Here is a 13,345-nt window from a genome sequence, read left to right on the forward strand (position 1 = left end):
TTTCAGATTATAAATAGGAGTATTCCCCCTTCCCAGCGTTGTTGCGTAAATAGAAAAGGTTGTCAATAAAAGGTAAATGGAAGTATCTTTTTTAAAATAAAAAAGGATGACCTATGCCTTATAAAGAACGTATTAGGCGCTCAGGCGCTATTCATAATAGTCAAAAGCACTATCGCCTACAGAATTGGCCAGACTATAATCAAGCTTTAATAAACAGAGGAGATCTCACTTTATGGCTTTGTGAAGATCTTCACCATAACTGGTACGCGCAAAAATCCCCTATTCCTAAAAAAGGGCGGCCCCTCCATTATTCTGATCATGCCATTACAGTCATGCTAACATTAAGGCTCATCTTTAAACAAAAGCTTAGGCAAACTCAAGGGTTAGTCAAGTCATTGTTTCACCTCTTGGGCCTTCAATTGGATGTTCCGGATTATACGAGGTTATCTCGCCGTGGGACTGTTCCTCTACTTACTTACCCATTAGAAAAAATGGAAAGATCCTGGCCATATCGTCATTGATAGTACAGGTATTAAAGTATTTGGAGAAAGTGAGTGGCTCGAAACAAAATATGGCAAACAATACAAACGTAAAGCCTGGCGTAAGCTTCACTTTGGCATTAACAGCAAGGGATTCATTGTTTCTCGGATAATGACAAGTCATTTAACAGATGATCGATCCTGCTTAGACGCTCACCTTAAGCAGGCTGATGTAACAAAAGTAAAAGAGCTTATTGCTGATGCGGGCTACTATGGTCAAAATGTTTACAGCCAACTGGCATCAGTCAACATTAAACCCATTATTCCTCCAGCTCGAGGATCTCCTTCACTGTCAGAAGAGCCCTGCTCTGTTAGACAAAAGGGTATTAATTACATTGATAAAAAGGGACTATACGCCTGGCAAACAAAAAATGATTATGGCAGGAGAGCAAAAGTAGAAAATACGATATACAGCTATAAAGAGGTGATCGGTCGTAAGCTTAATGCCAGGTTATGGCGTTGTTGCGTAAATGGGAAGTTTGTTCTTGCTTCCCATTTACGCAAGCCGGTATATGCCGTCCTTTTTATCGCTAGATTAAATTTTCAGTGCTTTAATTATAAAAAGTATTTCTCTTAGACAATTTCACAATTTGACTCTAATTCTCAAGTAGTTGCTGATATGAGGTGAAGTGCGCCTCATTAAGAAACAATTTGGATTTTAGCTCTCTTAAATGTACCCTTATTTAAACTCCTGAAATTCTTGTAACAGAGCCAATTTTATTTAGTCGCTGTCGCGAAGGCGTTGTCACATTAACTCAAGAGGAGTATATTTTCCTGATTATGAGGAACTTTAGACAAAATTATCCTGTGTTTGAGTAGATTGATGCCAAATACTTAAGGCCTGATGCTTATGAACTCTTTTAGCTGAAGCTTTCAGTTTATGAGGAATTCTTCCAAAACAAGTTCTAAGGGTTAAGGATAAAGATAGAAATTTTTGACAATGAATAGGATTTCTAAATCTTCGCTTTATTCTTTCTTGCTTACGTACATGCTGATGAGATCCTTCCATACGGTTATTTAAAGATTTATGCTTTCTATGATCAGGAAATAACCCAAGCTTTCGGAGCCCGGCTTTATAACTGGCTAATTTATCTGTGATGATAACGCTTGGAATAAAGCCTTCTTTACCGAGAAGTTTAAGGAAGAACCGTTTAGCTGCTTTAGCATTTCTTCTAGGTTGTAAAAGGATATCTATTTCTTAGTCTTGATCATCTAAAGCACGCCATAACCAATAATACTTATCCTGAATCTTCAAGCATACTTCATCTAAATGCCATTTATCACTTGCGGGGGACTGATAAGACCTTAAAGCCTTTTTATAAGTAGGACCAAACTTTAAGCTCCATCTCCGTATTGTTTCATAGCTTACATCAATTCCTCGAATAAGCATGAGTTCTTCAACTTCTCTTAGACTAAGAGCATAGCGATGATAAAGGAAGACAACTGATTGAATTAAAGAAGAAGGGAAACGATGTCTTTTGTACAATTAAAGGCTCCCATATGTTTTATCAAATGAGACCATATTATAAAGCTTTAAACTTAATGTGACAACGCCGCTACTAATCCTTTTCGCGCTTATATACGTTAATCCTTTCTCCTACTTCTCACACAGTCTCTAAGCCCAAAAAGTTCTAAATTAATATTGGTTTCTTTCCTTCTTAACATTACTAAATTTATAAAGCTTCTTCATAAACTCATTACCTTTATTGCAATTGTTTAGCCTTATACTCTTGAAGCCGTCTGACGATCTCCATCAGCATATTATAAGAAAGGCTGGGATTTTGGGGATTTAATAAGGATAACCCCGCATCTCTTAAGGAAGGTATATTCTCCGCTTCATCCATCACGGCTAAGTGCTCAGGAATCGGAAGCTGGATCCGATTATATTCCACATTTCTTCCCTGTTGCTTCATGCTTTGCTTTAGTGCTTCTAAAAAGATCAAATGCCGGTCTTTGGGTCATTAGCTCATCAGCAATTTCAGAGGCCCATTGGAGTTTTCCTCCATTCTTCAGGCTTAGATCACCAAAATGTCGAGGCGCTTCTCCCGTCCCTAACATTTCTCTTTGCGACGCGTTGGCTGATGGGCATTTTCTACACGATTATTTAACCCTTTATGCGATCGATGTTCGGTGCTCCGGCACATAGCCTGTATCGGTTTCCTGTAACTTTTCAATTTATCTGTGACATTGACGCTGGGAATAGGATAACTGCCCAACACCCGGCTTAAGAATCTAATTGCTGCTTTTTTATTACGGCGCTTCTGGAGAAAGACATCCAATTCATAGCCATCAGAATCGACTGCACGCCACAAGATAAACATCTCCCCATTGACCTTCACAGTCATTTCATCAATATGCCACTTATCCGAAGGTTTCCTCTCCCGTTTTTTGATAACGTTTCTGAAATGGCTTGAAAATTTGATGCTCCAAGACCGAATCGTTTCATAAGAGACATGAATCCCTCGATAAGCCATCTGTTCCTCAATATCTCGATAGCTATTATTAAACCGATGATAAATCCACACAGCTTGACTAATAATGGCGTTGTTGCGTAAATAGAAAAGGTTGTCAATAAAAGGTAAATGGAAGTATCTTTTTTAAAATAAAAAGGATGACCTATGCCTTATAAAGAACGCATTAGGCGCTCAGGCGCTATTCATAAACGTCAAAAGCACTATCGCCTACAGAATTGGCCAGACTATAATCAAGCTTTAATAAACAGAGGAGATCTCACTTTATGGCTTTGTGAGGATCTTCACCATAACTGGTACGCGCAAAAATCCCCTATTCCTAAAAAAGGGCGGCCCCTTCATTATTCTGATCATGCCATTACACTCATGCTAACATTAAGGCTCATCTTTAAACAAAAACTTAGGCAAACTCAAGGGGTGGTCAAGTCATTGTTTCACCTCCTTGGCCTTCAATTGGATGTTCCTAACTACACGAGACTATCACGCCGCGGAACTGTTCCTTTAATCACACGCCACTTAGAAAAAATGGATGAACCGGGTCATCTTGTCATTGATAGTACAGGTATTAAAGTATTTGGAGAAAGTGAGTGGCTTGAAACAAAATATGGCAAACAGTACAAACGCAAAGTCTGGCGTAAGCTTCACCTTGGCATTAACAGCAAGGGATTCATTGTTTCTCGGATAATGACAAGTCATTTAACAGATGATCGATCCTGCTTAGACGCTCACCTTAAGCAGGCTGATGTAACAAAAGTAAAAGAGCTTATTGCTGATGCGGGCTACGATGGTCAAAATGTTTACAGCCAACTGGCATCAGTCAACATTAAACCCATTATTCCTCCAGCTCGAGGATCTCCTTCACTGTCAAAAGAGCACTGCTCTGTTAGACAAAAGGGTATTAATTACATTGATAAAAAGGGACTATACGCCTGGCAAACAAAAAATGATTATGGCAGGAGAACAAAAGTAGAAAATACGATATACCGCTATAAAGAGATGATCGGTCGTAAGCTTAATGCCAGGCTATGGGATAACCAAGATGCCGAATTACATCTTGGGTGTTTCATTTTGAACACTTTTACTAATCTTGGCATGCCGGAATCAGTTAAAATCTAATAATTTTGGGAAAAAGGGAGAGTTTGTTCTTGCTTCCCATTTACGCAACAACGCACTTTTTAGCAGCAGCGTCGGGTGATGACGGTACTAATAACAGCGGTAATGGGGGAACAAGTCCTGCTCTCGCTTTTTATAACATACGACGGTTAAATGAAATATTTTCCAACGATGAGGAAATAAAAAAAAGTATGTCAAAAAAATTGCTGGTAGATTTTAAGGCGATTTACAAAAAATGTTCAACGCCAGCTCTGGATGAACATAAGCTTAACAAGCATTTTAATAGCATCAAGGACGCAATTATTGATCAATCACGATCTTTAAAGTCTTCAAAATCTCATTCATAAACTGATTCCCATGCTTTAATAAGCATGGGGGAATTACCCTTTCTTTTAATCTTGATACTCGACTATAACGCAGTATGTTGATGTTTATCACTTCCTTCTTTAGGGAAGCTTATAGGGTTAACCATAAGCCTATATAATCAAGCTGAAGTTGAAAAACTTTTTATGATTAACTTCGACTCTCACTGGAATTTATCCTTTACTAAACAAGCAAGAAATACATTAACCGGAGGAACTTAAAATGGATACTAATACTATCAAGGGAAATTTAATGAATATAAAAGGGGCAATTCAAAAAAAATGGGGTCAAATTACAGACCAAGATTTTGAAGCTATGAAAGGCGAAAAGGATAAAATTGTAGGATTTGTCCAAGAAAAATATGGCGAAGCCAAAGAATCGATTGAAGAAACTTTGCGTAGCCTTATGGACAAGGTTAAAGAAAAAAAGGATGAGTTTATGGATGATGAAGACGATTCGGATGATGATTTTGAAGAAAATAACGGCTAAATAAATTTCAGAGTTTATAAAAGGTAAAGATATTGAAATTTTGCGGAAAGAAGGAGGGATTAAGTGCCATATACTAAGGTATCAGAACTCCCGGATTCTGTTAAAGCTCATTTGCCAACACATGCACAGGAAATTTATAAAAGTGCCTTTAACAACGCCTGGGAAGAGTATAAATCTTCGCAAGATCGAAGGGATGATAGTTCACGCGAAGAGGTTGCCCATAAGGTTGCGTGGGCTGCGGTTAAGAAAAAGTATAAAAAGCAAGGCGATAAGTGGGTGGTTAAGTAAGATAACTTAGGTGTAGCATTATTGCTTTGATTGTGGGGAAATAAAATAGGCTGAAAGTTGAGGGTAGTGGTCTTACCCTTTAATCCTTAGCCATCTTCTTCCCCGCTGTTCTTCCTTCAATAGAGCCGTAACAACCATTAAAAATCTGATCAAATCTGGGAGTTAAAATTCCGTCATCTTCACATTGGTTAGGTATAGTTTTGTAAAATTTAAAAAATTATTTTATCGAGGATGGAGTATCTGATGCAGCTGCGGAGCCAGTTTGTTTTTATCTGATTTATATAAATTTTATTTGATTTTTTAGATAAATAATACTATTTTTTGTAAAATTAACTTCTTACAAAACTATCCTATGAAAAGCATAAACACTGTAGTAGGTAAAACCCTGCTGACCATAACCATTTTATCCAATTTCAGCTTAATACACGGCGCTGATTGCCATGGCGTCGTGGTATCTTCATATTCCCTTTTATGTGATGAAGATCGATCGTTTTTATATAGTAGTGATGATAACTATAAACCAGATGATAGTTATGAGCATAACTGGATGTCTATGGATTTGCCTGTGATAGAGGACTTTTCAGGTAATCCATGTTCCTTAGATGCATGGGGAATAAGTGATAAATCAGATGACGGTTGTGAGGAGAAGGGCTTATCTGAAGATTGGATGACTACAGGCTACACTTCAGGCCAAAAAAGTCTGGTAGATTTATCCTTAGAAAGTAACAAATCAGATGATGATCATAAGGAGAGTAAGATCGCTGAAGCATTGATACAGATGAGTCATTTGAAAGGAGATGAAAGTCCACTAAATTCCTCTTTAGAAAGTTGCAACTCACAGGATGAATGGGATGAAGAAGTACTGTTTGAAGGAAAAAGTCACCAAAATAGCTGTTTAATTGAGGAAAATTCAATAATTTCACCACAAGTTGATAACAATAATAAATGGTATTTTGAATTAATTACTACAAAATTAAATTATAGTTATGGAGATAAGATAAACTTTGACCATTTGAAGAATCACTACTCTTCAGGTGATCTACTTTCAGAAAGGGATGACACAGAGTATTTTTTTATTTAGGATATCATTGCGCACAGAATACCATATCCTATTCGAACCTCGGAGGAGTTGCCCTGCAGGTAGTTAGCTGGCAAGGAAATAGATTAGACTTTGAAACTCACTCCTGGCGTAGAGAGGTCATACTTCCCTTCTTTAAATATGGTACAAATAAAAACGGGATATTAACTTTAAAAAAAATATGTTCCCACTTGATATCACTATAAGTCATATGGATTCCCGCCAACACCGCTATACTATATGTGATGCTATATATAATGACTCCAAAAAAACGCCAATAAATTGGTTAAGAAAGTGGAAGAAAAGTTGTAACTTTCTTCTCCAAAAGGGAGACTTATTTGATGAAAAAGGGAATCAAAAAATCTCAGCAATAATAGTTTCATGTGATCAGCCAGCCTCACCGGCTACTGCTTTATCATTAGGCAATAGATTAAAAAATGATTAAATTTAGGGTAAAGTAAGCTGTATATTTCTTCAACATCCATTAAAATAAGACAATAGAGGAGTTTTATGAAAATGAAAATATTAACAGTATTTTTAGTTTTGAGTATTATCAATCCAGTGCATGGGGGAGATGATCGTACCTTACAATTTTCATTCGATTTAGAAGATGAGTTTATGCCGCACAAAATAAATTCAGACATCCTATCTAACTTAGGGGTTTCTTTTTCGCAACCAGAAGAAAGCAATTCATTAGGAGGTGATGAAGTGTATTTAAATAATCTCCTTTCAAGCATAAATAAAAAATTTATATATGATGTACCAAAAAACTAAGCGTTTTTTGTTTTTAGAGAGATTTTATAGCTAATAATTGAAATTGTAGAAGGGGGGATATTCCCCCTTAATGATAATACCTTGCCTATCCTTCTATCTCTTATTTTTTTAACTTGAAACCGATGCTTCTCTTTGTTGTTTTTCGGTAAAGATGGTCCGGGCTAATGTATCTAAAGCGATACCAAGGACAATATCTATATCTGTGTTTTCAATAGTCATACCAGGGCCTACCGAATCAATTTGAATATTATTCTCGAGACCAGCCTTTTTGATGGCAAGTTTTACCACGCTTTCTTGATAGTTAATATAAGGGTTAGACGATACCATTAGCAGGTTTCCTTTAACGTGGTCGGTTTTAAGCCACATTTGGATGCAATCCTGCGTTTGAGCGCGACTATTTCCAGGGTTTTTCTGCGCATCTGTAAAATGAGGTTGCAAGTCCCGTAAGGCGGCAGGAAGCTTTAATTGAAACCAAATAAACTTTGCTGCTTCTCTTTCATCAGTCGGAAGATGGTCCGGTCTTTGCCAGTTTGGATCTTTTTCATAGGGAGAGGGATTCAATAAAACATCAGGAGTTTCTGATTGGAATAAAGCTCTTTCGCCGACTAAGAAAATAATTTTAGTATTAACGCTAAGCTTAATTTTCTTATCCTCGATTAATTTTACTAAAAACATCAAGCGTTCACGCATTGCCGGAACAGTGGCTCCTTGGATCACAATATAATCAGGATCTTTTTTCTTGGGATAAAGTGGATCAATCCCTCCTAATTTTCTAAAGCTTTCTATAAGCTTTTGTTTTTGTCCAAGCGACAACATAGCGCAAAGTTTCTTATAATGCTGAATTGCCCTGTCTTCGTATCGTTCTGATCCGTGTGGACGAAGGAAGGTTTTATGAGCAAAAGTATTTAAATGGGCAATATCATAGGAATTACTGTCAGAAGGAGTATAATTAAAAAAACTTGCTATATTTAAAACTTCTGGAAGAATAGCGCCTTTTTTATCTGTCACACTAGCTTGTGCCTCGCAGAGGCCACCCATAAAAATTAAAGCCGATAAGTATTTTTTTATCACAATGCTAATCCCTTAATATTATTAAGATTTATATCAATTCTCAGATAATTTTCTAACACTTCTAACAATTTATGGATTTTCTTTCAGCGGAAATAATCTATTATTTCTCACCTCTTTATAGTTTAACTTAAAAGAAATAGACTTATTTTCATGAAAAAACCTCATAGCATAAAAATTTTATTAAAAATAAATGTTTTTAAAGTTTATTTTATTCAAATTTTACAAAAAATCTCTAAAATAGAAAAAATTATGATATAAGAATTTTTAACGTTAATTGTACAATGGATAATGGCCTATGAATTTTAAGTTTTTTTCTATAATCCTTCTTATTTCTACACCAGTCTTAAGCATGGAAGGGGAGGTTCTCAACAGGGGAGTAAAGCGGCCTTTCTTAAGCATGGAAGGGGAGGTTCCTAAAATGGAAAGAAATCTACTTCTTTTAAGGAAGGAAGTTAAGGCGAAGGGGCGGAGAAAAAAAATGGACCTAAGTTGTTATGAGTCTTTAATAGATTTTCAGTCTGCACCTATTTCTCAAGAATCAGTCCACCCGCGTCAATCGGGCAACGTTCCTTTAAAAGTTAAAAATATATCGTCGACAAAACAGTTGAAAAATTTACTCGAGCTTTCAAAAAATGGGCAAGGTTTAACACATCAGAAAATCCAAAAAGCTGTACAGCTTATGAGTGATATCTATATAAGTTTACAAAATAAAAGCTATGACGGAAGTTTAAAAGAATATGAAAATTTTTTAGTGTGGGGAGAACAGCTGCTCGATGCTATAATGAAGCATCCCCTTAAAGCAATATATTCTAAAGAATATGTCAGTTTAATAAAATATTTGACTGATATTGGTAATACAGTCTACAAAACTTCAAATGAGAAAAAGAGATTGTTAGTTAATTATGATTCTTTTCATACTCAAATGAAGGAATTAATTAAGCATCGTTTATTAACTTGCAACGAACAAATTTCCTATCACCGTACATATATTAGAATTTTAAACGCTATCCTAACGGTGACGGACGATCCTTTGGAACAGAAAAAATTATTGTACAGTATTATTGATAGAAATCAAGAATTATTGCTAGTAAAGAAGACTATTGAAGATTGCAATGATATTACTTTCTTGTTTAATAATTATGGTCGTCTTTACGCCTTAGAAGCTGATAATAAATCTAAGTTTACCCTATTAGAGGATGCCTTGGCATGGTGTGGAAAGTTAAGGAAAGACTATAAAATGAGGAGTGAATTACGACAATTTATAAGAACACAGGCCATGCAGTATCAAGAGTGGAAAAAGGATGTTAAAGAAGTACTCTCTCTTGGCTTTACTCCCGCGTCATCCTGGGAAATGTGGACTATATTGCCCTTCTCTTATACGCTTGAGGCGGTCAGCAATAGAGAAACCGTTCTTTTACCTGATTTTAAACCGGCTCTCGATCGTCAAATGCTGGAGAGCTTTAAATTATCCTTATAAAAAATGAATAAGTTATTGATGGCCTTAACCCTGTTTATAGGCAAAAGGAGCTTAACATCAGTGTTTTCTTTTCTTACTCTCTTTTAATTCCTACCAATGACGGTGATGATGGTGGCGAGGGTGATTATAATATCCCCCACCTGGTACCACAATAACTGGTGCTGACCGTTCTACAATAACGGGTCGTCGATCAACAATAATTGGTTCTGATCGTTCTATAATAACCGGCCGGCGGTCTTCTTTAATAATGACCCGGGTAACTTTTTCTTTTAAAGTAAAGGAGCCAAATTTTTGCTTACCAATACGGCGTGTATACTTACATACCTCAACGGGTTTTTTCTGCGTTCTTTGCACTTTTACTTTTGGTTTTAAAGGTGATTCAATGGCGAAGTTGGGGATATCTCTTTTTTCGATTGTATAAGAGGTTCCGTCAACAACAATTTCTGATTTGCCATTATTAAGGGTTTCGCGGAAAATTTCTGGATCTAAAAGAGGGCAAGAGGCGTTGGCGGTTCCTACAAATAAGACTAATGCAACCGTGTACCTAATCATTTCTTCCTCCACCTTTCTATTATGCACCACTCAATCAGGGGCACAGAATCCTACGTCAAAATATGATTTCTAACTAACAATAATGATAAACATAATTTCTGAATAAAATGTTAAGAGCACTTAATTTTTTGTATTAAGGCAAGTTATTAGAAATATTCGCCAATATTAAGGGTTTATAAATAAAATTTATTTATCATTGAGTCATAATGGTATGGCTAATTTTTGGTTATATGGAGAAGGATCCATGAGACAATTTCTTTTTTTAACAGTATGTTTTTTAAATTCTTTTTGTCAATCGAGTAATGCTGAGATGGCACCCCAATCCCCAAGATCCCGGTCTAATACAATAACACTGGGGGGAATTAATAAAACCCCCCTTATACCAAAATCTCGGGAGAGTGTCAGTTTAAAACAAGGTCAACCTATACCGAAAAATGATCACCCGAGTGTCGCTTCCTCTTCTTTGGATAGTAATAGGCGAAGTGTTCGATCATCCTCTCAAGTATTGTTATCGCAGGCCTCTCAGCAAGCTTTGATCCCAGCGCCAGTGGATGAGTCGCGATTTATCCCGAATGGTCCCACGATCGTAAAAAGTTGTGATGATACGATTGTTTTATTTAAAGGAGGGGTTCCTGCCAATATCCTAAATACAATGACAAGTAAAGGGCGAGAGAGAGAATGTTTGCAAGCAACTGGCGCCCAAGAAGGGATAGTTTTAGGGAAAAAAACAGAAGTCCTGGGACAACTCAACCAAGGAATTACGTTTTGGCGAACTAAATTAGAGTCACAGCTTAAGGAGGTGTCCGATTTGGATAAAGACATGCTTGATTCTGTTACGCATTATGTGATGTCTATGCAATCCAATCAAATAACGAATCGCAGTGATTTTTATCCCCGAGTCGATCCTCATCTAATTCAATTAATGTTTACCCTAAGTTACTTAACTTACTATAATAAGTCAGATTCTAAAAATACGCCCAACTATGTATCAACGGCGTATAAACAAGAATTAGCAAAACTTGATGCTGAAATTAACTCCTTAAGCGGAAAGTTGCAAAAAATTAAACAATTTGAAGCTAGTTTAGCCTCTACCTTTGGGGCAGACACTATTAAGTTTATTGAGCAACGTCGTCTGGAAAGCCAAGAAGAAAGTGATTTAAAGCGCCAGGATGCGTCCATAAACACAGGAAGATATGACCAAAATTTTGGTTTTCAGGTTGACACTAATTCTGGTCAAAATTCTTTTGGTCAACAGCACGGTGGCGGATCATACGGAGCCGGCCAATCGCATGGAAGAGATCAGGGGCGTTCAGGTAAAGTACAAGCAGAAACGAATAATCTGCAGGTGCAGAATTTTGCCCCACAACTTGTGCGGGAAAAAGCCAGAACTTTCAATTCAATATTTAATGATCCAGAGGCTCGGATAGCCGACATCAATAATGTGACTTTAGAGGATATTGAGGGACGGTTGGATCGCATTGCGCGTAAGACGACCCATGCTCTGTTGGATGCAAAGCGATCCTTTCAGATTATATCTGACCCGAGGGTAGGGGAATTCTGGGTAAAGGTTGATAGTACCTTTAATCGATTCCTCGAAGGGTTTAAGCCTGTCGATGTTTTCTATCGTAATATGACACCGTACAAGACGCCGAATCTGGTGCGACGCTTAGTAACCTCCAAGGCAAATAGCCAGGCCGATCTTGGTAATAAAGAGGTATCAGGGGTTATGCTCTACCGAGAGGGTAGTCCGGCTCAGTCTCAGAAAATTGATCAATTAATTCTTGCTTTCTCAGGATCAAATTCGCAGGAAGATTGGAAACACAATTTTGATGGTTTAAAAAACCAAGGCCAGGCAAAACATTCGTTAGCCATAGGATTCCGCGTTCACCAGGGCATCATGAATTCGCTTTCGGAAAGTCTGAGCTATAATGGAACAAACCTAAAACGATGGTTTGATAATTATGTGAAAGAAAATGGTCAGGCACATTTAGGAAAAGGGCAAAAACCAACGCTTCGTATTGCTGTGACCGGGCATAGCTTGGGAGGAGCCTTAGCAATGCTTATGGCTTTGGATATTAAGCAAAATATTGCCCCTCACTACCAAGATAAGATCAATATTGAGGTGGTGGTTTATACCTTTGGAGCACCACCAATTTTTGATAAAAATTTTGCTCAAAAAGCTGAAGATTTGCTTGGAAAAGGTAATGTTATTCGTGTATGGAATGTGGGCGATCCGGTGGCCAGCTTAAGCGTTATTAAGAAAACAGAGGAAGTTTTTAAAAGGTCAGCTTTGATGGCGTTATTAGGATATGCCCATATTGGAACCAGTATTCCTTTAGCTGATAATGAAGGGATGGCTTCTCTCTTTAATAAGTTGAGTCCGTGGACAAATCATAGTTCTAATCGTTACAGTAACTTAATTGAAACAAACTGGAAGGGACTTCTGAACCGCAGGGCTCAGGAAATTTTCCACTATATGCAATCTCATAATCTGTTAAAGGGAGAAGTTTTAAAGAGCACCCTTGAGGATATGAATACTTTCTTACGCAGTAATACAAGTGGCACGATGCTTTTAGCGGCGCCTATTGTCAATGATGTGATGACAGCGCTGACAACAAAAACTCAAACAGCGCCCGTTCAAAAAACGGTACAAAATTATAATGCTGTAACTGAGTCAAAATTTAGTCAAGGGGTAAGCCAACAGCCAAAATTAGCAAAAGCAGAGACAAAAAATTTAAGCTATACGCATACCTTTAGGACCGGTCAGACAGTTCCAATGAAAATTGACCGCGGTACTTCTTGTGATCTTAAGAGTATTGTTAAGCAAACAAAGATTAACACTAAAGCGTTTGATTCAAATGATTTAAATGAGTTGGCTTGCGGTTGCTGTTTATCTAAGAATTATTTTATCAGTATGGATGCTACATTTGTTTCAAAGCTGCGGTCTGTCTTTGGTAAAAAAATCAGTACCGTTCAAGAAGTGTATAAACACTGTTCTAAATATTGTTCACCTTTAACGGGTACTGTATTTACTGATAAAGTACAGGCAAATGTGGATGAAATAGGTGCCTTAATGGATCGACTGGGATTGGGTGCCATGTGGCAGCAGAAAAAGCTGCAGTAAGCTTTT

At 37.2% G+C, this 13,345-nt stretch carries 14 protein-coding genes and 2 pseudogenes; 10 read left to right on the forward strand and 6 right to left on the reverse strand.

Annotated elements, in window-relative coordinates:
- Positions 1-113 precede the first annotated feature (113 nt).
- Positions 114-996 (forward strand): annotated as a pseudogene (locus ID47_RS12620) (IS5 family transposase); the annotation flags it as partial.
- Between the two features lie 333 nt (positions 997-1,329).
- Here the strand turns inward: ID47_RS12620 and ID47_RS13885 are convergent.
- The 4 genes and pseudogenes from ID47_RS13885 to ID47_RS05235 form a co-directional block, all read right to left on the reverse strand.
- The gene (locus tag ID47_RS13885) at positions 1,330-1,734 is read right to left on the reverse strand and encodes a DDE-type integrase/transposase/recombinase (RefSeq protein ID WP_084675931.1); all 405 of its coding nucleotides are present in this window, start codon (positions 1,732-1,734) and stop codon (positions 1,330-1,332) included.
- A 3-nt stretch (positions 1,735-1,737) separates the two neighbouring features.
- Positions 1,738-2,025 carry an IS6 family transposase gene (locus ID47_RS12630; RefSeq protein WP_051908658.1) on the reverse strand — a complete coding sequence of 96 codons (288 nt, stop codon included), beginning with the start codon at positions 2,023-2,025 and terminating at the stop codon, positions 1,738-1,740.
- A gap of 217 nt (positions 2,026-2,242) precedes the next feature.
- Positions 2,243-2,452, reverse strand: a complete 210-nt coding sequence (locus ID47_RS05230) for a hypothetical protein (protein ID WP_156956662.1) — start codon at positions 2,450-2,452, stop codon at positions 2,243-2,245.
- Between the two features lie 141 nt (positions 2,453-2,593).
- Positions 2,594-3,112 (reverse strand): annotated as a pseudogene (locus tag ID47_RS05235) (IS6 family transposase); the annotation flags it as partial.
- Positions 3,113-3,157: 45 nt separating this feature from the next.
- Between ID47_RS05235 and ID47_RS05240 the strand changes: the two are divergent.
- The 7 genes from ID47_RS05240 (at position 3,158) to ID47_RS05265 (ending at position 7,115) form a co-directional block, all read left to right on the forward strand.
- A complete protein-coding gene (locus ID47_RS05240; protein ID WP_038464622.1) occupies positions 3,158-4,126 on the forward strand; it encodes an IS5-like element ISParac1 family transposase in 969 nt (322 codons plus the stop codon).
- A gap of 29 nt (positions 4,127-4,155) precedes the next feature.
- The gene (locus ID47_RS05245) at positions 4,156-4,470 is read left to right on the forward strand and encodes a hypothetical protein (protein ID WP_156956663.1); all 315 of its coding nucleotides are present in this window, start codon (positions 4,156-4,158) and stop codon (positions 4,468-4,470) included.
- A gap of 238 nt (positions 4,471-4,708) precedes the next feature.
- A complete protein-coding gene (locus ID47_RS05250; protein ID WP_038464625.1) occupies positions 4,709-4,975 on the forward strand; it encodes a CsbD family protein in 267 nt (88 codons plus the stop codon).
- 63 nt (positions 4,976-5,038) lie between these two features.
- Positions 5,039-5,263, forward strand: coding sequence for a ChaB family protein (locus ID47_RS05255; RefSeq protein ID WP_038464626.1), 225 nt, complete (start codon positions 5,039-5,041; stop codon positions 5,261-5,263).
- A 352-nt stretch (positions 5,264-5,615) separates the two neighbouring features.
- Positions 5,616-6,344, forward strand: a complete 729-nt coding sequence (locus ID47_RS05260; RefSeq protein WP_156956664.1) for a hypothetical protein — start codon at positions 5,616-5,618, stop codon at positions 6,342-6,344.
- Positions 6,345-6,552: 208 nt separating this feature from the next.
- Positions 6,553-6,786, forward strand: a complete 234-nt coding sequence (locus ID47_RS13215; RefSeq protein WP_198022360.1) for a hypothetical protein — start codon at positions 6,553-6,555, stop codon at positions 6,784-6,786.
- Between the two features lie 71 nt (positions 6,787-6,857).
- The gene (locus ID47_RS05265; RefSeq protein WP_156956665.1) at positions 6,858-7,115 is read left to right on the forward strand and encodes a hypothetical protein; all 258 of its coding nucleotides are present in this window, start codon (positions 6,858-6,860) and stop codon (positions 7,113-7,115) included.
- A 108-nt stretch (positions 7,116-7,223) separates the two neighbouring features.
- Here the strand turns inward: ID47_RS05265 and ID47_RS05270 are convergent, their stop codons facing one another.
- On the reverse strand, positions 7,224-8,186 hold the full coding sequence (locus ID47_RS05270) for a hypothetical protein (RefSeq protein ID WP_038464631.1): 963 nt from the start codon (positions 8,184-8,186) through the stop codon (positions 7,224-7,226).
- A gap of 418 nt (positions 8,187-8,604) precedes the next feature.
- Here ID47_RS05270 and ID47_RS05275 point away from each other — a divergent pair, with 418 nt between their 5' ends.
- Positions 8,605-9,663 (forward strand): hypothetical protein, encoded by a 1,059-nt coding sequence (locus ID47_RS05275; RefSeq protein ID WP_156956666.1) that lies wholly within the window; start codon positions 8,605-8,607, stop codon positions 9,661-9,663.
- A 90-nt stretch (positions 9,664-9,753) separates the two neighbouring features.
- Here the strand turns inward: ID47_RS05275 and ID47_RS05280 are convergent, their stop codons facing one another.
- Positions 9,754-10,215: a hypothetical protein gene (locus ID47_RS05280; RefSeq protein ID WP_038464634.1), complete on the reverse strand. Its 462-nt coding sequence runs from the start codon at positions 10,213-10,215 to the stop codon at positions 9,754-9,756.
- Between the two features lie 244 nt (positions 10,216-10,459).
- Between ID47_RS05280 and ID47_RS05285 the strand changes: the two genes are divergently transcribed.
- Entirely contained in the window at positions 10,460-13,339 is a 2,880-nt protein-coding gene (locus ID47_RS05285; RefSeq protein WP_038464637.1) for a lipase family protein, read from the forward strand.
- Positions 13,340-13,345 lie beyond the last annotated feature (6 nt).

The organism is Candidatus Paracaedibacter acanthamoebae, assembly GCF_000742835.1.
Classification (GTDB): Bacteria; Pseudomonadota; Alphaproteobacteria; order Paracaedibacterales; family Paracaedibacteraceae; genus Paracaedibacter; species Paracaedibacter acanthamoebae.

What these genes read in the sequence shown, in the direction of transcription:
- ID47_RS05230 (WP_156956662.1), bottom strand. Translation starts at nt 2,452, where the DNA reads ATGAAGCAACAGGGAAGAAATGTGGAATATAATCGGATCCAGCTTCCG.
- ID47_RS05240 (WP_038464622.1), top strand. Translation starts at nt 3,158, where the DNA reads ATGCCTTATAAAGAACGCATTAGGCGCTCAGGCGCTATTCATAAACGT.
- ID47_RS05250 (WP_038464625.1), top strand. Translation starts at nt 4,709, where the DNA reads ATGGATACTAATACTATCAAGGGAAATTTAATGAATATAAAAGGGGCA.
- ID47_RS05260 (WP_156956664.1), top strand. Translation starts at nt 5,616, where the DNA reads ATGAAAAGCATAAACACTGTAGTAGGTAAAACCCTGCTGACCATAACC.
- ID47_RS13215 (WP_198022360.1), top strand. Translation starts at nt 6,553, where the DNA reads ATGGATTCCCGCCAACACCGCTATACTATATGTGATGCTATATATAAT.
- ID47_RS05265 (WP_156956665.1), top strand. Translation starts at nt 6,858, where the DNA reads ATGAAAATATTAACAGTATTTTTAGTTTTGAGTATTATCAATCCAGTG.
- ID47_RS05275 (WP_156956666.1), top strand. Translation starts at nt 8,605, where the DNA reads ATGGAAAGAAATCTACTTCTTTTAAGGAAGGAAGTTAAGGCGAAGGGG.
- ID47_RS05280 (WP_038464634.1), bottom strand. Translation starts at nt 10,215, where the DNA reads ATGATTAGGTACACGGTTGCATTAGTCTTATTTGTAGGAACCGCCAAC.
- ID47_RS05285 (WP_038464637.1), top strand. Translation starts at nt 10,460, where the DNA reads ATGAGACAATTTCTTTTTTTAACAGTATGTTTTTTAAATTCTTTTTGT.